The sequence below is a fragment of the Candidatus Arsenophonus triatominarum genome (assembly GCF_001640365.1).
Lineage (GTDB): Bacteria > Pseudomonadota > Gammaproteobacteria > Enterobacterales > Enterobacteriaceae > Arsenophonus > Arsenophonus triatominarum.
Genome location: NZ_LWMI01000007.1, coordinates 205,613 through 226,471 on the forward strand (window position 1 = coordinate 205,613; position 20,859 = coordinate 226,471).

Annotated in this window: 18 protein-coding genes and 3 pseudogenes; 14 read left to right on the forward strand and 7 right to left on the reverse strand. The window is 36.0% G+C overall.

The features are described 5' to 3' along the window. Positions 1-3: 3 nt before the first annotated feature. The 6 genes and pseudogenes from AYJ55_RS06200 to AYJ55_RS06225 all read left to right on the forward strand — a co-directional run bounded on the left by AYJ55_RS06200 (position 4) and on the right by AYJ55_RS06225 (position 5,449). Positions 4-1,119, forward strand: coding sequence for a glycosyltransferase family 4 protein (locus AYJ55_RS06200; protein WP_063654912.1), 1,116 nt, complete (start codon positions 4-6; stop codon positions 1,117-1,119). A gap of 1 nt (position 1,120) precedes the next feature. Then, a complete protein-coding gene (locus AYJ55_RS35655; RefSeq protein ID WP_063654913.1) occupies positions 1,121-1,309 on the forward strand; it encodes a hypothetical protein in 189 nt (62 codons plus the stop codon). 143 nt (positions 1,310-1,452) lie between these two features. After that, a pseudogene (rfaP, locus tag AYJ55_RS06210) lies at positions 1,453-2,108 on the forward strand (lipopolysaccharide core heptose(I) kinase RfaP); the annotation flags it as partial. A 299-nt stretch (positions 2,109-2,407) separates the two neighbouring features. Next, the gene (locus AYJ55_RS06215; protein ID WP_245677284.1) at positions 2,408-3,136 is read left to right on the forward strand and encodes a glycosyltransferase; all 729 of its coding nucleotides are present in this window, start codon (positions 2,408-2,410) and stop codon (positions 3,134-3,136) included. A 227-nt stretch (positions 3,137-3,363) separates the two neighbouring features. Then, positions 3,364-4,341 (forward strand): annotated as a pseudogene (locus tag AYJ55_RS35660) (IS701 family transposase). Positions 4,342-4,444: 103 nt separating this feature from the next. Continuing rightward, entirely contained in the window at positions 4,445-5,449 is a 1,005-nt protein-coding gene (locus AYJ55_RS06225; RefSeq protein WP_063654914.1) for a glycosyltransferase family 8 protein, read from the forward strand. 36 nt (positions 5,450-5,485) lie between these two features. Here the strand turns inward: AYJ55_RS06225 and rfaL are convergent, their stop codons facing one another. Further along, positions 5,486-6,721, reverse strand: coding sequence for an O-antigen ligase RfaL (rfaL, locus tag AYJ55_RS06230; protein WP_245677285.1), 1,236 nt, complete (start codon positions 6,719-6,721; stop codon positions 5,486-5,488). Positions 6,722-6,809: 88 nt separating this feature from the next. Here rfaL and mutM point away from each other — a divergent pair, with 88 nt between their 5' ends. After that, positions 6,810-7,619: a bifunctional DNA-formamidopyrimidine glycosylase/DNA-(apurinic or apyrimidinic site) lyase gene (mutM, locus tag AYJ55_RS06235; protein WP_063654916.1), complete on the forward strand. Its 810-nt coding sequence runs from the start codon at positions 6,810-6,812 to the stop codon at positions 7,617-7,619. Positions 7,620-7,638: 19 nt separating this feature from the next. Here the strand turns inward: mutM and coaD are convergent, their stop codons facing one another. After that, positions 7,639-8,121 carry a pantetheine-phosphate adenylyltransferase gene (coaD, locus tag AYJ55_RS06240; protein WP_063654917.1) on the reverse strand — a complete coding sequence of 161 codons (483 nt, stop codon included), beginning with the start codon at positions 8,119-8,121 and terminating at the stop codon, positions 7,639-7,641. Positions 8,122-8,621: 500 nt separating this feature from the next. Between coaD and waaA the strand changes: the two genes are divergently transcribed. Beyond that, on the forward strand, positions 8,622-9,899 hold the full coding sequence (gene waaA, locus AYJ55_RS06245) for a lipid IV(A) 3-deoxy-D-manno-octulosonic acid transferase (protein ID WP_063654918.1): 1,278 nt from the start codon (positions 8,622-8,624) through the stop codon (positions 9,897-9,899). 191 nt (positions 9,900-10,090) lie between these two features. Beyond that, positions 10,091-11,557 (forward strand): glycosyltransferase family 39 protein, encoded by a 1,467-nt coding sequence (locus AYJ55_RS06250; protein WP_063655144.1) that lies wholly within the window; start codon positions 10,091-10,093, stop codon positions 11,555-11,557. A gap of 167 nt (positions 11,558-11,724) precedes the next feature. Here the strand turns inward: AYJ55_RS06250 and rfaC are convergent, their stop codons facing one another. From rfaC to rfaD, 3 genes are read right to left on the reverse strand one after another with little or no spacing between them, the layout of a single operon-like run. Further along, positions 11,725-12,699, reverse strand: a complete 975-nt coding sequence (rfaC, locus tag AYJ55_RS06255) for a lipopolysaccharide heptosyltransferase RfaC (protein ID WP_063654919.1) — start codon at positions 12,697-12,699, stop codon at positions 11,725-11,727. A gap of 2 nt (positions 12,700-12,701) precedes the next feature. Next, the gene (gene rfaF, locus AYJ55_RS06260) at positions 12,702-13,748 is read right to left on the reverse strand and encodes an ADP-heptose--LPS heptosyltransferase RfaF (protein WP_063654920.1); all 1,047 of its coding nucleotides are present in this window, start codon (positions 13,746-13,748) and stop codon (positions 12,702-12,704) included. 11 nt (positions 13,749-13,759) lie between these two features. Next, positions 13,760-14,698: an ADP-glyceromanno-heptose 6-epimerase gene (rfaD, locus tag AYJ55_RS06265; protein ID WP_063654921.1), complete on the reverse strand. Its 939-nt coding sequence runs from the start codon at positions 14,696-14,698 to the stop codon at positions 13,760-13,762. A 106-nt stretch (positions 14,699-14,804) separates the two neighbouring features. On the opposite strand from rfaD, the gene AYJ55_RS06270 reads away from it, so the two are divergent. Beyond that, positions 14,805-15,170, forward strand: a complete 366-nt coding sequence (locus AYJ55_RS06270) for an IS630 transposase-related protein (RefSeq protein ID WP_063653415.1) — start codon at positions 14,805-14,807, stop codon at positions 15,168-15,170. Next, entirely contained in the window at positions 15,139-15,627 is a 489-nt protein-coding gene (locus AYJ55_RS06275) for an IS630 family transposase (protein ID WP_063653499.1), read from the forward strand. The genes AYJ55_RS06270 and AYJ55_RS06275 overlap by 32 nt, the downstream gene beginning before the upstream one ends. A 464-nt stretch (positions 15,628-16,091) precedes the next feature. On the opposite strand, the pseudogene AYJ55_RS06280 reads toward AYJ55_RS06275, so the two are convergent. After that, positions 16,092-16,981 (reverse strand): annotated as a pseudogene (locus AYJ55_RS06280) (divergent polysaccharide deacetylase family protein). Between the two features lie 29 nt (positions 16,982-17,010). Beyond that, positions 17,011-18,300, reverse strand: a complete 1,290-nt coding sequence (gene envC, locus AYJ55_RS06285; RefSeq protein ID WP_063654922.1) for a murein hydrolase activator EnvC — start codon at positions 18,298-18,300, stop codon at positions 17,011-17,013. Between the two features lie 535 nt (positions 18,301-18,835). On the opposite strand from envC, the gene AYJ55_RS06290 reads away from it, so the two are divergent. The 3 genes from AYJ55_RS06290 to gpsA all read left to right on the forward strand — a co-directional run bounded on the left by AYJ55_RS06290 (position 18,836) and on the right by gpsA (position 20,844). Beyond that, positions 18,836-19,273, forward strand: a complete 438-nt coding sequence (locus AYJ55_RS06290; protein WP_032115786.1) for a rhodanese-like domain-containing protein — start codon at positions 18,836-18,838, stop codon at positions 19,271-19,273. A 72-nt stretch (positions 19,274-19,345) separates the two neighbouring features. Beyond that, the gene (gene secB, locus AYJ55_RS06295; protein ID WP_063654923.1) at positions 19,346-19,822 is read left to right on the forward strand and encodes a protein-export chaperone SecB; all 477 of its coding nucleotides are present in this window, start codon (positions 19,346-19,348) and stop codon (positions 19,820-19,822) included. After that, positions 19,822-20,844, forward strand: a complete 1,023-nt coding sequence (gene gpsA / locus AYJ55_RS06300) for an NAD(P)H-dependent glycerol-3-phosphate dehydrogenase (RefSeq protein ID WP_063654924.1) — start codon at positions 19,822-19,824, stop codon at positions 20,842-20,844. The genes secB and gpsA overlap by 1 nt, the downstream gene beginning before the upstream one ends. The last annotated feature ends 15 nt before the right edge of the window (positions 20,845-20,859 follow it).

Below are 20,859 nucleotides of genomic sequence, written 5' to 3' on the forward strand. Positions count from 1 at the left end.
TCGATGGAAATTGCATTTTGTTTATATAAATATTTCCCTTTTGGTGGACTACAAAGAGATTTCATTCAGATTCTCTCTGCTTGCCAAAAACGAGGGCATCAAATACGTGTTTACACAATGGTATGGGATGGTGAAATTCCTGCTGATATTAACGTTATCATAATCCCAGTTAAAGCACGTACGAATAATGGGCGTAATGAAGCATTTTATCATCAGGTCAAAACACATTTAACCCAGCATCCTGCTGATATTATTGTCGGTTTTAATAAGATGCCAGGATTAGATATTTATTATGCAGCAGATGTTTGTTATGCAGAAAAAGTTGAAAAAGAAAAAGGTTTTTTTTATAAACTGACAAAACGATACAAACATTATATCGCTTATGAAAAAGCGGTTTTTGATGCAGACAGTCACACCAAATTATTAATGCTTACCCAACATCAAATTAATGATTTTAAAAAACATTACAAAACACCTGACGCACGTTTTTATCTGTTACCACCGGGCATTGACCTTAGTAGAAAATATGACCAACAAATTATTGACGCAAAACCAATTTATCGTAAAAAAAATGCTATCTCTGAAGACCAATTTCTTTTATTACAAGTCGGTTCATATTTTAAACGTAAAGGCGTAGACAGAACACTCAAATCAATAGCTTCCCTGCCTAACAAAATAAAAAATAAGACTATGTTAATGGTAGTAGGACAAGACTCACCTACCCGTTATCAACGGCTAGCAAAAAATTTTGGGATAGATAAACAAGTTTTATTTTTTCAGGGGCGCAATGATGTCGTAGAATTGATGGCTGCTGCTGATATGTTAATTCATCCTGCCTATCAAGAAGCTGCTGGCATAGTATTAATTGAAGCCATTGCAGCGGGTTTACCGGTAATTACAACAGAGATTTGTGGCTATGCGTTCTATATCAAACATGCTGATTGTGGCATAGTAATAGATGAGCCTTATAAACAAAAAAATCTTAATAATGCTTTGACAACAAGTTTAACTAATAAATCTTTATTAAATCAATGGTCGAAATCTGCACGCCACTTTGCTGATACTCAAGATTTATACAGTTTGCCTGAAAAAGCTGCAGATATTATTTTGGGATGCTAGCATGCTTGAACTTAAACAACCTTTTAAAAACTTATGGCAAGGCAAAGATCCCTTTATAGAAATAGAAAAATTAGATGGTAAAATCTTTCGTCAATTAGAGACACGCAAAACATTATGCTTAATGAAAAAAGTTACACGAGTTTCGCACAGGCATATAAAATTCCAGAAATGGCTTAAAAGCAATGGTTAATTTGCAAGTTACTAAAACGTATAAATTTGTTTAAATTACAATAAGTTGCTTTTTATTTATAAGATTTTGTCTATTTATATATTATGCTGAATTAAACTTAAAAATAGAGCGTTTTTTTATTGGTGCGAAACTCGTGAGTTATTTTCTCAAAATATCATTATGGTACTACGTTAAAAGAAATACTAAAAAATCTATTTTCTTTACGCTTACCAGTATTAGGTGCGGATAGAGAATGGAAAGCAATCCATCGCCTAACTGAGGCAGGCATTGACACTATGCATGGTAAAGCTTTCGGTCAAAAAGGAATTAATCCTTTACGCCGTAAGTCATTTATTGTTACCGAAGCGCTTATTCCGACCATTAGCTTAGAAGAGTACTGCGCAAATTGGAAAAATTCATCTCCCAAATTTAGTACTAAAAAATATTAATTTGTCAAATGGCTGAAATAGTACGTAAAATGTATGTATGTGGTGTCAATCATCGCGATTGCTATATTTGCCATTTTTTATTACATTTGCCCTTTGGCGGCGATGAAAAAAAATTAAAGATTTCAATCATTGACTTGCATCGTGCCCAAATACGTCAGCATGAACCAAAACGTTGGAAAGATAAGGATTTGATTGGATTATATTTTTCATCACTGAATATTGGTTTAACCCAACGAGATATTTTTCGTTTTATACAGATTTATTTTTCTGATAATTTAAAAAATATTCTCAACAATGAACAAAAATTGATATCGAGCGCTAATTTTAAAGCAGAAAGAATAAAAGAAAGAACCGTTAGGAGAGAATTATAACTCTAACCGTTTTGTTTTATAAAAAATTTTAGGAAATAGGTATAGTACATGTATTTTGACAAGCATAAAGTTATTACACAAAAACTCTGCTTAACGCCAAATTTGCATGCTGATTGTCACCCTAAATTCCATATTGCCTATGGAGTAGACAAAAATTTTTATATGGTTGCGGAATTTCGATAACATCAATTGCACTGCATAATATTAATAATAATCATTTTACCGATTATTTTGATCATGAGTAAGAAACTTTATTCGATACCTTTGCGCAACAATATAAAATTGAAATAAATATTTATTTGGTTAACAATCAAAGCTTAAAATCATTATCTAGTACTAAAAACTGGTCCTATGCCACCTACTTTAGGTTCATCATTGCTGACTATTTTTCAAATGAATTAGATAAAATTTTATACTTAGATGCAGATATCATATGTAATAATAGTTTAGATAGATTACAAAATATTCACTTCAATAATAATGAAATTGCTGCAGTTGTGACAGAAAAAGATAAAAAATGGTGGCAAAAAAGAGCATCCGAATTAGAAGTAGAAAATATCTCGCAAGGATATTTTAATACTGGATTTTTATTCATTAATCTTGATCGCTGGACAGAAGAGGATATTTCAACGCAGCCAATGAGGTTACTTAAAAATAATGCGTTAAAAAACAAATTCTCTTTTTTAAACCAAGATGTTTTAAATATTCTGCTGGCAAATAAAATAATCTATTTGGCCAAAAAATATAATACTCAATATAGTATAAATTATGGTCTGAAAAGTGTTAAACATGCTGCATTTGCTATTGATACTATTTTTATTCACTATATTGGTCCGACCAAGCCATGGCATGAGTGGGCAATATCGCCTTTTTCCCAACCATTCATAAAAGCAAAAAATGCTTTCCCCTGGCAAAATAAACCGCTATTAAAAGCAGAAAGCGTACATCTTTTAAGGTATTCGCTAAACATAAATTCAAACAAAGAAAATACCACCACGAATTTCGCAATCTCCAAAAAAGAAGTATAAAGTTCAAAACAAGAAAAAATTAGGGTGTTTATATTTTGTCCGGTTATCCATGCATTAAAAATATCTATAACACGAGTTTCGCACCAATAAAAAAACGCTCTATTTTTAAGTTTAATTCAGCATAATATATAAATAGACAAAATTTTATAAATTAAAAAGCAACTTACTTGTAATTTAAAAAATTTATACGTTTTAGTAACTTGCAAATTAACCATTGCTTTTAAGCCATTTCTGGAATTTTATATGCCTGTGCGAAACTCGTGTATAAAACATTCTTACAAGTAAGAAGTGTAAGATACTCTGGTTTGGCGTTATCAGAAGTAAGCCCATCGCCTTTATCTCATGACACTGTTAGCCGATGGCTAAAAGTAGATGTTTTCGACCTAAAGACTTATGGCGATTAGTTCAACCTTCTATAGACAAAAAAGCCCTTGCATACTAATTGCCGATGATACATTGATTGCCAAAACACGTAGTAAAAAAATAGAGATGGTCTATTATTAATATTCAGGTAATGAACATGATGCTATTGCTGGCATAGGTTTAGTTAATTTACTTTGGCATAATCTAACAACTGTTGAATCAATTCCTATTGATTATCGTATTTATGATAAAGATTCTGATGGAAAAACAAAAAACACGCACTTTTCCGAAATGCTCGCTCTTGCTAAAAAAAGAGGGATCATACCAGAAGCGGTAGTGATGGATACCTGGTATTCTAGCCTGGATAATCTGAAATCAATTCGCTCTCATGGTTGGGTCTGGGTAACCACGCGGAGGAAAAACAGGATTGTTAACCATAACAAACAACTGAACAAGTTAGACATCTCAGAAGAAGGAACTCCAATACACTTACGAGGCTACGGTTGGGTGACTGTTTTCAAATTTACAGCCAAAAACGGCCGTATTGATTACATAGTAACAAATAAAGACAATCCCACCCGTCAATACGTCAAATCTATCATGGATGCCCGTTGGTCTGTTGAAGTTTATCATCGAGAAGTTAAACAAAATTGTGGTATTGAACGCTGTCAGGCTCGCACGAGCCGAGCGCAAAGAAATCATATTTTTCTCGTTATTTCTGCGTGGTTTGAACAACATAAACGTCGGATATCTGAAAAAATAACCCTTTATCAACAAAATTGGGACGTAATCAAAAATGCTATTACTGAGCACATCCGTGTTTTATTGCGTACCCAAATTAGTTTTGTGCGAAACTCGTGACCACGAAGGTTTAAAGAATTATACTCACTATTATTTAGCAAAATTTAAAATTCTCTTTAAAAGAGTTAAAGGGCTATGTTTATCATGAGGCATTTTATAAAACAAAGTTTTAACATTGCGGGAAAAAAAAACCTTCTTGAAAAGAATAAAAATTTTAACATTGTTTATGGAGTTGATAAAAATTTCCTACTTGGTGCAGCGATATCAATAAATTCCGTATTAATAAATAATATTGATACAGATTTCAATTTTCACCTATTTACTGATTATATTGATGACGAATATATACAATGTTTCCAAAAAATGATAACAAAGTATAATTCTAATATAATTATTTATCTGTTAGATGCTGAAGAATTAAAACAACTATCAACCTCAGATTTCTGGTCTTATGCCACCTATTTTAGGTTAATCGCTTTTGAATATTTAAGTACGAACATAAACTCTATTTTATATCTAGATGCTGATGTTATTTGCAAAGGCAGTCTAAAAAAACTATTTCAGCTAAACTTAGCGAATTCTTTTGCCGCCGTGGTACTCGATGTCGACAACATGCAGCAATCAAGTGCGACTCGACTAAAGTTAACCGATTTAAATGGCAAATATTTTAATGCCGGAGTAATCTATGTGAATTTAAAGAAATGGATTGAAAATGATTTATCCAAAAAATCATTAGAACTGGTACGCGGAAAAACAAATTTTGGTAAATTAAAATACCTTGATCAAGATGCACTAAATATATTATTTCAGACGCAAAACATCTATTTATCTCGTGATTACAACTGTATATATACGTTGAAAAATGAATTGGCTTACCATGATTTATCCAAATACAAAAATACCATAACTGATAGCACCATTCTTATCCACTATACTGGCGTCACAAAACCCTGGCATACTTGGGGTATTAATTATCCGGCCAGTCAATTTTTTTTCAATTCATATATTCACTCACCGTGGAAAAATCAGCCACTAAAAATTGCAGAAAAGAGAACGGAACTGCAAGAAAAATATAAGCATCTATTTTTACAACATAAATATATGCATGGTTTGTTATGTTCAATTAAATATAAACTACTAAAAAAATAATTTTAAAGCACCTTACAGATAGGTGTTTCCACTTAGCTAATTGATCAATTTTTTATCGCTATTCAGTGCTAATGCTATTCCTATTATAATAGCCATATTTGAAATATTTACAGTTTCAAACAAACCTCTAACAATTATATCACCGATAAATATCAACATCAGAATCAAAAAACCATCTTTTACCGTATTATTACGATATCCATTAAATAAATAGATAAAAATTGAAACAAAAAGATAGAGGGTAGTAATTAGTCCAAATATTCCAGCGGCAAACCAAATTGACAAAACTGTATTATGAGGCCCAATCGATTGTTTAAAAATCCAGTCAGGATAATCAATTACCCTTTCATTATAAATTTTATAAAATAATTGCTCGCCATAGCCATAACCTGTTATTGGATTCTCTTTAATCAAATCTAATGCTGAATCCTGAGTACCATTACCATATCGATGACTACTATTGGTCTGCTCTAATTTAAAAAATAATCTATCAAACTGACCTTGATTAACTGTTGCTAAACCAGACAACAAAATACTAAAACCAATAATAGCAATAACCGGCAATTTAATTTCTTTTTTTACTACACACCAGATAATAAATGCTACCACAATAGATAACCAAGTACCTCGTTGTAATGTGCCGATTGTTATAGCGACAAAAATAACCGAAAGCGAGAAAAATAAGATCTTATTTTTTACACCTTTATATAACCACAAAGTAAATAAAGCGGGTACAATAAATATTAACCAATCAGAAATATATCGATGTTCAAATGCTGATAACGGCATGATACCCTGACGATATTCATTAATATATTGCAAAATTTCCTTAATGGTTAACGGTAACATAGAAAAAATTAAAGAGAAAATCAATAGATTAGATATATGCTTTCTTTTTTCTCGATAGAGTACTATCGCAATAGCTATTGCGGTAATAAATAATTTTTCGACAACACTTTTATTAATAGCTTTTAACGAAATGTTAACATCTTTAGAAATAATTAATGAACAAAGCATTGCCACAACAAAAAACACTAAAGATAAAAATAAATTATTCTTAAATATACTAAAAGCTCGCTTTCTATCTTTAATTAAATAGATAATCGCAGTAAGATAAATTAATCCAGCTAAGGAATGTTTATAGCGCGTAACCCCATCAAGAAAATAAATAGCAATAAAAAAAAACACTATCCCTAAATTCCAATAAGAGTAGTAATTAAATCGTTTATTAATTATAGAGATAACCTTCTTCATTTGCACTCCAGATAACATATTGACGCATTCTATTCTATCGACTAACCAACACAAGATACAGTAGTATATATTAACATTAACGACTAGTTACATAATAAAGGGATCTATGCCAGAACTACCTGAAGTTGAAACCAGCCGACGTGGAATTGAACCCTACTTGGTTGGTAATAAAATACAATATAGCATAGTACGCAATAGCAAATTACGCTGGCCGGTAGCGACAGAAATTGTACATATCGCCAATGAATCAGTGATTAGTGTTAAACGGCGCGCTAAATATTTACTCATTCAGTTCCTGCATGGTTGGATAATCATTCACTTGGGTATGTCAGGTAGTATACGCATCTTAACCAAGCAACAATTAGCCGAAAAACACGATCATATCGACTTGATTCTAGCCGATGGCAAAATATTGCGTTATACCGATCCCAGACGTTTTGGTGCCTGGTTATGGACTAATGACCTGGCTAATTGCTCTGTACTTTCCCATCTAGGACCGGAACCCCTTTCTATCGATTTTAACGCCAATTATCTTTATCAACGAGCAAAAAATAAAAAAAACGCCATCAAACCTTGGTTAATGGATAATAAAGTTGTCGTCGGTATAGGCAATATTTATGCTAATGAAGCACTATTCGCTGCCAAAATTCTGCCAACCAGAGCTGCACATTCATTGACAAAAAAAGAGATCAGCAATTTAGTTATTCAAATTAAACAAGTTCTTCAACGTTCAATAGAACAGGGTGGAACAACATTGAAAGATTTTTTACAGTCAGATGGAAAACCGGGTTATTTTGCTCAACAACTGTTTGTTTATGGTAAAAAAGATCAAGCTTGTACCCATTGTGGTCAACTGATTGAATCTATAAAGCTAGGGCAACGCAGTACTTTTTTCTGTCATAGTTGCCAGAAATAAACTTAAGTATAACTCGTTTTTATTGTTCAATTTTTTGCAACATTGCTTTAGCTATTGGTTCTGGTATAAAAGATGAAATATCCCCGCCATGGCGGGCAACATTTTTAATCAAAGAAGAAGAAACAAACGATAACTTCAGAGAAGGTAATAAAAAGATGGTTTCTAGATCAGCCATTAGATGGCTATTCATATTAGCCAACTGACATTCATATTCAAAATCTGACACGGTTCGCACACCTCTAATCAAAATATTAGCCTGGTGTTTTTGCGCAAAATTTACCGTGAGCCCACAAAACCCGATTACTTCAACGTTAGTTAAATGTTTTGTCTGTTCTTTAGCAAACAAAATACGTTCATCGAGGGTAAACATCGGATTTTTACGCGAACTATCAGCAATAGCCAACATTACCTGTTCAAATATTAAGGCAGCGCGCTCTATAATATCCAAGTGGCCATAAGTTATGGGATCAAAAGTACCAGGGTAAATTGCTTTTTTTTTCATAAAGTTATTTTCACTAATAACGAACAACTGAACACATATTATCGTATTGTTTAAGCATATTGAATAATTATGTTGACAGAATAAATCCCTATCATTCACGAGTTTCGCACAGGCATATAAAATTCCAGAAATGGCTTAAAAGCAATGGTTAATTTGCACGTTACTAAAACGTATAAATTTGTTTAAATTATAATAAGTTGCTTTTAATTTATAAGATTTTGTCTATTTATATATTATGCTGAATTAAACTTAAAAATAGAGCGTTTTTTTATTGGTGCGAAACTCGTGTCATTGATTAAGAATAGCTACAATTTATTATCTTTTGAAAATAAATGATAATTACTATCATATTTTTAATTAATCACTAGTTTTATTTTAATTAGCGGACAAAATTTTATCTTTAATGGTGAATAAAAACGCTATTTAAATAGATATTCATTGCACTTTCTTATGTGCAATATGCTACTATAGTGCTAATCTCAATCAGTCAATGTGATAGAATGTTATTACGTCTATATCAAATACTTATTTACCTTATTCAACCTATTATTTGGTTACGTTTATTGTGGCGTAGTCACAAATCTCCCGCTTATCGCAAACGTTGGAGTGAACGATATGGTTTTTGTAATGGTAAGGTAATTCCCGGCGGTATATTATTACATTCTGTTTCAGTAGGTGAAACCTTAGCCGCGGTTCCGTTAGTTAGAGCATTGCGCCATCACTATCCAACACTACCTATTACCGTTACTACCATGACCCCAACTGGTTCGGAGCGTGTTTTATCTGCATTTGGTGATGATGTTCAACATGTCTATTTACCCTACGATTTGGCAGGATCTGTAAGCCGTTTCCTTAATTATGCAGATCCTAAATTAACCATTATTATGGAAACAGAACTTTGGCCAAATCTTATTATTCAATTAAGACAACGTAAAATCCCATTAGTTATTGCTAACGCCCGTCTGTCTGAACGATCAGCGGCACGTTATCAAAAATTGGGTTATTTTATCAAAAAGTTATTGCAAAAAATCACCTTAATCGCAGCACAAAACCAAGAAGATGGCGAACGTTTTATTAAACTGGGTTTAGCAAGAAAAAAATTGAATGTTACAGGTAGTCTAAAGTTTGATATTTCTGTCGTCCCTGAATTGGCCGTAAAAGCTATAACATTACGTCGACAATGGGCTCCGCACCGCCCAGTTTGGATTGCTACCAGCACCCATGAAGGAGAAGAGTCAATTATTTTACAGGCTCATACTAAACTATTAAAACAATTTCCCGACTTATTGCTGATCCTTGTTCCTCGCCATCCGGAACGCTTTGCACAGGCAAAAGCGTTAACCCAAAAAGCTAAACTACGCTATATTTGCCGTAGTGAAAATCGAGTTCCTAATACGGATACTCAAGTTATTATTGGCGATACCATGGGTGAACTGATGCTACTCTATGGTATTGCTGATCTGGCCTTTGTCGGCGGTAGTTTAGTCGAAAAAGGCGGGCATAATCCTTTAGAAGCAGCCGCACATGCCCTTCCTGTTTTAATGGGGCCTTATACTTTCAATTTCAAAGATATTTGTACCAAACTAAAACAAGCAGATGGTCTTATTACGGTTAATGATAGTAAATCCTTAACTCTTACTGTTTCCCATTTGCTTAAAGATGAAGATTATCGTCTATACCATGGTCGTCAAGCAGCAGAAGTTTTACATGAGAATCAAGGGGCATTGCAAAAATTACTAAAGCTACTGGAACCCTACCTGCCACCAGTAACCCATTAAATACGAATATTATTTAATATATTGAATATCGCTAAAACCCATAACAAAATAGCACTTATGATAATTCACTAAACAATAATAACTTAACAAATACTACATATTTTGTCTTTTCTTCATTATAGTGTTACTGGTTTAATTCAAATAAATGGGATCCTTACCCACCAATTTTATAACTAACGATGAAAAATAATATGCCTTTATCTAACACAAATTCAAAAATATTGCTCTATCTGTGGGTGTCGATTTATGCAATTTTATGGATTTGTGGAAGTTATTTTTTAGATCCAACCGTACCTTACGATGCTGTTGAAGCAGTTAACTGGGGAATGAATGGTGAATGGGGCTCCCCCAAAAACCCTTGGTTTGTTGGTGCCGTTATGTGGCCCACCATCTACTTAAACCTCTCCTACAGTTTTTATTGGTATTTTATCCACTTTGTTGGTATAGCTATTGGTATGATAGGGGTATGGCAACTGGCTTACCGCCTCAGCCACAAAATTAAATTGGCTTGGTTTGCATTATTGATACTAAATTTATCAGGCATCATTAATTTTGATATCATCCCTTATAATGATAACTATATTTTGGTCACTCTATGGCCCTGGGTGCTGCTCTTCTTTCTGCGTGCTGTTTATGATCATCCTAAATGGTGGCTTGCCTTTGCACTGGTATCTGGCTTGGCCACCATGGGTAAGTATTCAACATTGGCCCTGGTTGGCACGGTTTTTTTATTAACCCTTTTCGTGCCTAAGGTGCGCAAAAGTTATCAGCAATCTCTTTTTTATATTGCAATTGCACTTTGGTTTGCATTGATCTTGCCTAATTTGTTCTGGCTATTAGAAAATGATTTTTCTGCCTTTAAATGGGTTGATTCACAGATCGAACAATGCTTTAACCTGCATGTTGTCAGCTCAACATTATCTGTTTTCTATCCGTTAGTTATTGCTACCATTATTCTCTATCTATTAGGTGGTAAAATAGGCTGGCCTAAAGAGCAACCTAATAAATTAGTTAATTTTATTTTGCTCCTTCCTTTGGCCGTAATTTTCGGTTGGTTTTTGTTTCATGATGGAGGGAGGATGACCGAATGGTTACAACCATTTATGATGATTGCGGCGCCATTATTTATTGGCTCTATCTCCATTTCGCCCAAGAAATCACTACGAAAGACATTTTTTGGTTTAATTATCATTGGCAGCCTGATCTTTTTAGGTTACTGCCTGGTATTAAATTATAATATCCGTGGTGCTGGCCAGAAAATGATCGGTATTAAAGCACTCACAGCAGAAGGACAACAGCGCTGGCGGCAAAAATATGGTCAACCATTAAAATATGTTGGTGGCGAAGATAACCTTTATCAATGGTTTATCATCTATGCTTCTGATAGACCGCACACTATCCAGCCTTGGGATAGCAGTGAAGATCAGCCACCGAATGTTTATTATCGCGATATTACGGCAGAAAAAATTAAAAAACATGGTGCTTTATTATTAGGGCGAAAAGGTAAAGATTGTAGCCAAGAAAATTTTACTCGGATGTCAAAACATTGGCCACAATTTACCATTAAAAAAGAAGCCATTATTTACCAATCAGAACCAAACGCTGATCCGCAATCAATGTGCTTGGGATTTATTGCGCCAGAAAAAAATTATCATTAAAAATAGAGTTACAATGAAATAGGAAGAAAATTTTCATTGTCACAAAATTGCTACCTATATTTGTATCAACCTGACAGTTTTACTAAAGCTAACTTAAGTTTAACTGAGTAAATTGCCTTGCTCGGTTGTGCCTTATCTGTCAACAAATAGATAGATAAAAATTTTCACTATTTATTCTCTATTATTAAAACTAATCGTTGGTAGATTTCATCCGGTTTAATTGTCGCCATATTACCATCGGCTGAAACAATTGCTTGTTGTGTTTCACCATAACCGCCAATTAATCCCGGATCGGTAGGGCCATAGAGGGCAATATTCGGTTTGCTCAGTGCAGCGGTTAAATGGCTTAATCCTGTATCAACAGAGACAACCGCTTTAGCTGCGACAATTTGTTGAGCTAATTTGTCTAATGACAGCTTAGGCAATACCTCAACATGCTTAAAACCAGCGGCCAGCCTCAGGGCACGTTGATGTTCCAGATTGGTTCCCCACGGTAATTTAACTGTCAAGCCTTTAGCTGCTACAGCGGTGATCAATTGTCGCCAATGGGACTCAGGCCAATGTTTCTCATCACGTGTGGTGGCATGGAAAAAAATAATATAAGGATCGTTTTCTTTTGCCAAAGCCGGTGGCGAAAAATAGGCTGCAATACCATAATCACCGACAATAGTCGGTTTACTATAATGTAAACTATCGGCAAATAATTGTCGGATACGTTCAACCGCATGCAGCTGTTTATTGACACTATAGCGACAATCATAAAATAGGCTTGCTATAGGCTCGCGAGCACTTTTCCAATCATAACAATGACTTACACCATTAGCTAACCGTGTGATCAAAAAAGCACTTTTCAATAATCCTTGTGCATCGATCACAGCATCATATTCTTGTTGTTGCAATTGAGCACGAAAAACGGCTCTTTGCTGCCTGACAGATCTTGCCAGCCAATTTTTTCGCCAGCGTCGAATAGCTACCGGAATAACTCGCTTAACAGCATGATGCCAGTGTGGAATTTCGACAAAATTTTCTTCAACAACCCAATCAAACTGAATATCAGGATAGTGCATAACTGCATCAGTCAGTGCAGGTAAAGTATGTAACACATCACCCATCGATGAGGTTTTAACAATTAACACTTTCATGGCTATTGGCTCTCCGCCAATAACTGAGTTAATGCGGTGAGCACGCATTCGGGTTTTATATCAATCAAACTTTGATGATAACCACTCTCTGCGCTCCCTTTCCTCACCTTATGATAACCGGTTATTAAACGGATAATTTCTACTCGATTTGACAATGGTGGCGTAAAATCAGGACTACTTGGCCCATAAAGTGCTACCAAAGGCCGATTTAATGCTGCCGCAATATGCATTAGCCCAGAATCATTGGTCACCACAGCTCGGCAAGATGCCAGTAGATTAACTGCCTGCTCCAGGGTTGTTTTACCTGCCAGATTAAAACAATGCTGCCGACAATCTGCAGAAAGTGACTGTCGAATATCTTCACCGATAAGACTATCTTTTTGCGAGCCAAAGATTAAAATTTGATAACCATGGGCAGCAAATAATAATTGCGCCAACTCAGCATAATGATAAGCTGGCCAGCGTTTAGCTGGACCAAATTCTGCACCTGGACAAAAAACGATAATCGGTAACTGTTCTGGAATATGAAAAATGCGTTTACTCTGGACAATCTCGGTTTCTGTCACCGAAAGTTGCGGCCATAAAATAGGCTTGGGGATCTCATCGGCGTTGTTAACAGTGCCTTTTTCATAAGCTAAAGCCACATAATGCTGAACCATTTGTGGAAAAGCGGCTTTATCTAATAGGCGAATATCATTTAGCAACCAATAACGCATCTCACCGCGCCATCCTGTCCGTATTGGTATTTGGGCAAAAAAAGGCACCAGCGCAGATTTAAAAGAGTTGGGTAAAATATAGGCTTGATCATAACGCTGAGTACGTAAATGAATACCAAGCTGACGACGTACACTGATAGCTAAACGACCATGACCCAAAGGCATCGATATGCCCTGCCTGACTTCAGGCATTTTGTTTAATAGTGGCCGACACCAATCAGGTGCCATAACATCAATTTCTGCGTCTGGGTGTAGGGTCTTCAAAGTACGGTAAAGACTCTGCGACATCATCATATCGCCCACCCATGAAGGGCCAACTACCAGTATCTTCATACTATTTCCATTTAATCATTGTAATTTAACCATTGCATATAGTCAGCAACCCCTTCCGCCACAGTTTTGAACGATTTATCGTAACCCGCAGCACGTAATTTGGTGAGATCTGCTTCGGTAAATGCCTGATAACAACCTTTCAATTTATCAGGAAAGGCAATATATTCCACTGCCAGTTTTTTTTCCTGATGAAAAGCGATTACAGCATCAGCTACCGCCTGAAAAGAATCAGCCTTACCGGTACCGCAGTTAAATATGCCGGAGATTTTATTTTGCCAACACCATAAATTAACCGCAGCAACATCACTCACATGAATAAAATCACGTTTGAATTTTTCACTACCGGCAAAAAGTTTTGGCCTTTGCCCTTGATTGATTTGGCTATTTAAATGGAAAGCGACGCTGGCCATACTCCCCTTATGCCCCTCACGCGGACCATAAACATTAAAATAACGGAAGCCACAAACTTGTGAAGTAATTTGAGGTAAAAGCCCACGAACATATTGATCAAATAAAAACTTGGAATAACCATATACATTTAATGGTTTTTCATATTGCCGCTCTTCAATAAAATGATCACTGCGCCCACCATAAGTTGCAGCCGAAGAAGCATACAAAAACGCAATATCTCGTTCAACACAGTAATGAAGTAACTCTTTCGAATATTCATAGTTGTTATTCATCATATACTGACCATTCCACTCAGTAGTTGATGAACAAGCGCCTTCATGAAAAACCGCATCAACTTCACCAATATTATCACCAGCCATTATACTGGTAATAAAATCTTCTTTGTCGATATAATCTGCAATATCTAAATCGACTAAATTAACAAATTTAGCGCCATTTTTAAGATTATCGACCACCAGAATGTCGCTACGCCCTATATCATTCAGTGCTTTAACAATATTGCTGCCAATAAAACCAGCCCCACCCGTGACTATGATCATTGGATTTACCTCTACTCAATCGATCTAATCGTTGCTTATATTAGGTGATAATAACATTTATCCCACGTTATAGCTAGGCGACTTAATTTTGATTACAAGGTGTGTTATGAGTTATACAATTGATTTTCGACGTAAAGTAATATCTGTAAGGAAAGCCGAAGGTTTAACAATTCGAGAAACTGCGAAACAATTCCGTATTGGAAAAGCGTCTTTAGTACGTTGGCTTAAACGACCAGAGCCAAAAAATTCAACGCCACGTAAGAGGAAGCTCGATAAAAATGCTTTAGCAAAAGATGTGGAACAGTATCCAGATGCTTACCAAAAGGAACGGGCAGAGCGATTCGGTGTTTGTAAAAAGACTATTTGGCAATCCCTTAAAAAGCTGGGATTAACCTATAAAAAAAACTCTATTCCATCCAAAAACCAACGAAAGCGACAGGCTGGCACATCAGCAAAAAAGACAACAGTATGAAAAAAAAGATAAATCTGTTGTTTTTATTGATGAAAGTGGTTTTTCACATGACACTCCACGAACTCACGGCTATTCCCCAAAAGGTCACCGTTGTTTTGGCCTGAAAAACTGGGGTGCTAAGGGAAGAACAAATGTTATTGGCGCTTTATTGGGAACAACCCTTTTTGCTATCGGATTATTTGATTGCAATATTAATCGTGATGTTTTTTATGTTTGGATCACAAAAATATTGCTCCCAGAACTTCCTGAAAATTCTGTTATTTTTATGGACAACGCTAGCTTTCACAAAGGTAAGAATATTGAACAGGCAATTATAAACGCAGGACACCAGATAGAATATTTGCCTGTGTATTCACCAGATTTAAATCCTATAGAACATAAATGGTCTCAAGCTAAACGTAAAAAGATGGAAACAGGATGCACTATCGATGACCTGTTTTTAATACATATGCTGTAATCAAAATTAAGTCGCCTAGCTATAACTACAGTAACTCATCTGATTTATCCAAATAGAATAACTAACCAGAAGCAACAAAACGGTTGCACTCCTCAATATCACGAGTTTCGCACAGGCATATAAAATTCCAAAAATGGCTTAAAAGCAATGGTTAATTTGCAAGTTACTAAAACGTATAAATTTGTTTAACTTACAATAAGTTGCTTTTAATTTATAAGATTTTGTCTATTTATATATTATGCTGAATTAAACTTAAAAATAGAGCGTTTTTTTATTGGTGCGAAACTCGTGAATATGTTTGTCAATTAACTACTCTATTAAAATAAATTACAGCAGAACGCGTCAGCACAATTTTCACTTAATTTATTAAAGACATAGAAAAAAATATTATGACGAATTTTTTCACGCGAACAAAATAATGTGTCATTGTTGTCAGCTATTATTTTATTAGAATGATGAAACATTTAGCCAAAAAGTGGCTTTCTCTGTTCAGTAAATAGTTTTTTTAAGTCAGGATCATGATACATCGCATCGACAAAATATATCATTAAATCAATACCCGATAATGCTTTTGTGACTGGTGATATTTCGCAGTAACCGCTGACAACTTTCGGCAATGCCAAGGGTTGCACCGGAACTTTCTTTGGATTTTGTCTAACCGTTTGACTCGCCAATTTATCTTTTATTTTATTGTTCAGTAGAGTACTAACCGCCACTAGTTCAATATCATCAGGTAACTCAAATAATGTTTGTTGTAACATATCAATGGTAGCAGGATGAGGGTGGCCAATAACAATACTGCTACCATGCTTACGGGCAAATGAAATGGCATGGGCAAACTGTTTACGAATTTGCACTTCTGCTTTTATATCATCTAAAAAAACGTTGCGACGTATGGTTGGCAACGTGAAAACTTTAGCCACTTCATTGACCTTAGTGTTTGCTATCGTCACACTATCGAGAAAATAGAGATCATAATGCGAAAGTACGCGCATAACATTTATCATAGCCGCTAAATTAGCCGTCTGCCCATATGATTATTCATACCTTTGGCCGCAGCAACGATATGCTGCTCTATTTCACTGGCACTCATCCCAGGCGTTAAGGTATTTTTTTCCAGTGGTTGATGGCTAATCCGCTTCACCGGCATGTGAATTAAAATTTCTCGCCCTTGTTGATAAGTTTTTTCGGCCATTTCTCTGCCATAAAGGTAGTCTGGTAAAATGGCAATAGAAAGTGCCACCGGCAAAGCTAATATTTGATTGTCTTCCGTTTTACGATAACCAATATCATCAATCACAATGGCTAATTTGCCAGCATTAACTTGTCCGCTTACAAGTAACAATAGAAGCATGATTATCAAAACAATCCGCTTTTGCACTGTTATCTCCCTAACCAAGGCTGTGGATTAACGGTTTTACCTTGACGACGGATCTCAAAATAGAGTGAGGAACGTTGCTGTCCACCACTACTACCCACTAACGCAACAGGCTGACCCGAACGAACCTGTTGACCAACATTCACTAATGCACTCTGGTTATAACCATATAAACTCATATCTCCCTGACCATGATCAATAACCACCACCAAACCATAGCCTTGTAGCCAATCAGCCAGTAAAACACGGCCGGCAGAAATGGCTTTAACCTCTGTTCCTTCAGCGGCATTGATCACCATACCCTTCCAGCGTAATTCATCGGAAATACTGTCACCATAGTGATGAAGGATCTGGCCATGAACCGGCCACAGAGCCTGACCAACAGGACGGCCTAAACCGCCAGTACGTGCCATCAGAGCCCGCTCATCTTCAGTTGGACGATAAGTGGTTCCTTTTTGCTGTGCCTGCCGTTGTTTTGCTCGTATATGTGCCGCCTCTTTCGCTTCTCTTTCTGCTCTAACTTTTGCCTCTCGTTCAGCTCTGGCAATTTTACTACGCAACAGTGTTTCGTTACGTTTCATCACCGTCAAACTTTTTTGCTCAGCTTTTAAAGTCGATTCCAAAGATAACAGAGTTTTCTTTCTAGCATCCTGCGCCGAATCTAGCGTTTTCTTTTCTTGATCTTGTTTGGCTAAGTTTTTTTTCTGTGCCAATTGCGTTTGCTGCTTCTGTTGTTTCTGCTCAGCGAGTAAGGTCGTTGTCTGCTGCAATTTAATAATCGTTTGCTCTCTGGCTGCATTTAAGTAGCTATAATAGGCTAAAATACGCTCTTCTCGTTGTCCTTGTTCACCTTTAAATAACAATTCAATCCCTTTTTGCTGACCTAATCGAAACGCGGCATCGAGCTGCTTAGCTAATAATGTTTCATGGAGCTGTTTTTGCTGTTGTAAACGGCTAATATTTTTATTTAGTTGCGTCAGTTCTTTTGCTAACTGCGAAAGTTTTTTACGTGTTTCATGTAATGCTCGTCCAGCAGCAGCAATATTTTTTTCCTGATTTTTTAATTGCTCAACTAAATGATTTCTTTCAGCTTGCTGCTGTTTAACACTTTTCTCTTTTTCTGCAATATTTGATAACAAATCTTTCAGTTTTACTTTATTGTCACTGATGGGATTGGCAGTGGTAATCAATGGCCAGATAATAAATAGCGAGACAAAGAGTAACGACTTAACCACTACTCTCTTTAGTAGAGCCAAAAGGATTAGGATTAAATCATATCGGCTGGTATTGTTCATCTTAGTTCAGCATCCTGAAACAATATCACTTAAAATTATTGACAATTAATATAATTAGTAAACATTTCTGCTTCTTTTAGGATGATACTGAAAAAACTTAATTTCTCCATTTATACAACAAATTATAAAATAACCATAGGTTATTATTAATATTACACGAGTTTCGCACAGGCATATAAAATTCCAGAAATGGCTTAAAAGCAATGGTTAATTTGCAAGTTACTAAAATGTATAAATTTTTTAAATTACAATAAGTTGCTTTTAATTTATAAGATTTTGTCTATTTATATATTATGCTGAATTAAACTTAAAAATAGAGCGTTTTTTTATTGGTGCGAAACTCGTGTATTACTTTCATTCAGCTACTTTTTGAGTGGTATCAATTAACTGATATCGCTGGCGAATATCGCCGGTATGAACACTAATTTGCAAAAAAATTAGTCATTTTTGCAAATTGGCTGTAATTGCGCAGCGACAAAGGTATACTTTGCAACCTAGATCTATCTATTACTAACTACGGGAGTAATTACCCCACATGATGCAAGAAATCATGCAATTTATTAGCCGACATCCAATACTCAGTCTGGCCTGGATCGCTTTGCTGATCGCTGTAATTATCTTAACCTTTAAGGGTTTGTTCGCTAAAACAAAAAATATCACCCGTGCCCAAGCGATACAATTGATTAATAAAGAAGAAGCGATCAGTATTGATTTACGTTCCCGTGACGATTTTCGTAAAGGACACATTATTGATTCAATTAACCTGACTCCATCAGAAATTAAAGACAATAATATCGGAGAATTGGAAAAACATAAACAAAAACCCATTATTGTTGTCTCAGCAAATGGCATGGAAGCATCTAAACCTGCTGAACAACTGGTGCAATATGGTTTTGAACGTGTCTTTATTCTAAAAGAAGGAATTACCGGCTGGTCTAGCGAAAATTTACCTCTAGCCCGCGGCAAAAAGTAATTCATCGGACACATCAGCAATTATGTTTATACAATTCAATATCATAAGGAAATTTAAAAGGTAATTAACATTATGTCAGAACAAAGTCATGAAGAGATGGTATTCCAGATCCAACGAATTTATACTAAAGATATCTCATTTGAAACACCAAGTGCCCCCAATATTTTTCAGCAAGAGTGGCAACCAGAAGTCAAATTAGATTTAGACACCTCGTCTAATGAATTAGCTGAACATGTTTATGAAGTTATCTTACGGGTCACGGTTACCGCCAGCGTCGCTGAAGAAACCGCTTTCCTGTGTGAAGTGCAACAAGCAGGCATTTTCTCTATTGATGGTATCGAAGAAAGCCAAATGGCTCATTGTTTAGGCGCTTATTGCCCAAATATTTTATTTCCCTATGCGCGTGAATGTATTACCAATTTAGTTAGCCGTGGAACTTTTCCTCAACTAAACTTAGCACCTGTTAATTTTGATGCATTGTTTATGAACTATCTACAACAACAGCATACTGCCAAAACTGAAAATTCGGCAGATCATCAGGAAGCTTAATGAATACTGTTTCGATGACAATTATCGGTGCCGGCTCTTATGGCACCGCATTAGCCATTACACTTGCCTGTAATGGCCACCGCGTTTTGCTTTGGGGACATGATCCTCAGCACATTAAAAAATTACAACAAGACCGCTGCAACCAAGCATTTTTACCCAACGTTCCATTCCCAGACAATTTGTTACCTGAAGTTTCCCTGAAGACGGCAATAACCGCAAGCCACAATATATTGATCGTCGTTCCAAGCCATGCATTTAATCAAGTTTTGCAAAATATCCAACCTTACTTAACGCAATACTCACGGATTATTTGGGCAACAAAAGGGCTCGAACACGGGACTGGACGCCTGTTACAAGACGTTGCCCGCGAAACGCTCGGAGATAAAATTCAGCTAGCTGTTCTTTCCGGCCCAACTTTTGCCAAAGAACTGGCTGCCGGCTTACCGACTGCTATTGCGGTAGCCGCTTCTAATACAGAATTTAGTGAAGAGCTACAGCAACTTTTCCATTGCGGAAAGAGTTTTCGAGTTTATAAAAATCCAGATATGATCGGTGTTCAGTTAGGTGGGGCGATCAAAAATGTCATTGCGATTGGTGCAGGTATATCCGATGGTATGGGATTTGGCGCCAATGCTCGCACAGCGTTGATCACCCGAGGATTAGCTGAAATCAGCCGCTTAGGCATCGCTATGGGTGCCCAACCCTCTACATTTATGGGAATGGCTGGCTTAGGTGATTTGGTTTTGACATGTACCGACAATCAATCGCGTAATCGTCGCTTTGGCATGTTGCTCGGCCAAGGCATGCAGACTAAAGAAGCTGAAAAGCAGATTGGTCAGGTGGTTGAAGGTTACTTAAATACCAAAGAAGTCCGTGCATTAGCGCAACGTGTTGGTGTAGAAATGCCAATTACCGAGCAAATCTATCAGGTTCTGTACGGTAATAAAAATGTACTCGAAGCGGCAAATACGTTACTTAGCCGCGCAACCAAAGACGAAACTAATGATACACGTGCTTCTTGATCATTAAAAATAGTA

Coding starts and splice junctions, on each gene's coding strand:
- AYJ55_RS06200 (WP_063654912.1), top strand. CDS start 4: ATGGAAATTGCATTTTGTTTATATAAATATTTCCCTTTTGGTGGACTA.
- AYJ55_RS35655 (WP_063654913.1), top strand. CDS start 1,121: ATGCTTGAACTTAAACAACCTTTTAAAAACTTATGGCAAGGCAAAGAT.
- AYJ55_RS06225 (WP_063654914.1), top strand. CDS start 4,445: ATGAGGCATTTTATAAAACAAAGTTTTAACATTGCGGGAAAAAAAAAC.
- rfaL (WP_245677285.1), bottom strand. CDS start 6,721: ATGTTATCTGGAGTGCAAATGAAGAAGGTTATCTCTATAATTAATAAA.
- mutM (WP_063654916.1), top strand. CDS start 6,810: ATGCCAGAACTACCTGAAGTTGAAACCAGCCGACGTGGAATTGAACCC.
- coaD (WP_063654917.1), bottom strand. CDS start 8,121: ATGAAAAAAAAAGCAATTTACCCTGGTACTTTTGATCCCATAACTTAT.
- waaA (WP_063654918.1), top strand. CDS start 8,622: ATGTTATTACGTCTATATCAAATACTTATTTACCTTATTCAACCTATT.
- AYJ55_RS06250 (WP_063655144.1), top strand. CDS start 10,091: ATGCCTTTATCTAACACAAATTCAAAAATATTGCTCTATCTGTGGGTG.
- rfaC (WP_063654919.1), bottom strand. CDS start 12,699: ATGAAAGTGTTAATTGTTAAAACCTCATCGATGGGTGATGTGTTACAT.
- rfaF (WP_063654920.1), bottom strand. CDS start 13,748: ATGAAGATACTGGTAGTTGGCCCTTCATGGGTGGGCGATATGATGATG.
- rfaD (WP_063654921.1), bottom strand. CDS start 14,698: ATGATCATAGTCACGGGTGGGGCTGGTTTTATTGGCAGCAATATTGTT.
- AYJ55_RS06270 (WP_063653415.1), top strand. CDS start 14,805: ATGAGTTATACAATTGATTTTCGACGTAAAGTAATATCTGTAAGGAAA.
- envC (WP_063654922.1), bottom strand. CDS start 18,300: ATGAACAATACCAGCCGATATGATTTAATCCTAATCCTTTTGGCTCTA.
- AYJ55_RS06290 (WP_032115786.1), top strand. CDS start 18,836: ATGATGCAAGAAATCATGCAATTTATTAGCCGACATCCAATACTCAGT.
- secB (WP_063654923.1), top strand. CDS start 19,346: ATGTCAGAACAAAGTCATGAAGAGATGGTATTCCAGATCCAACGAATT.
- gpsA (WP_063654924.1), top strand. CDS start 19,822: ATGAATACTGTTTCGATGACAATTATCGGTGCCGGCTCTTATGGCACC.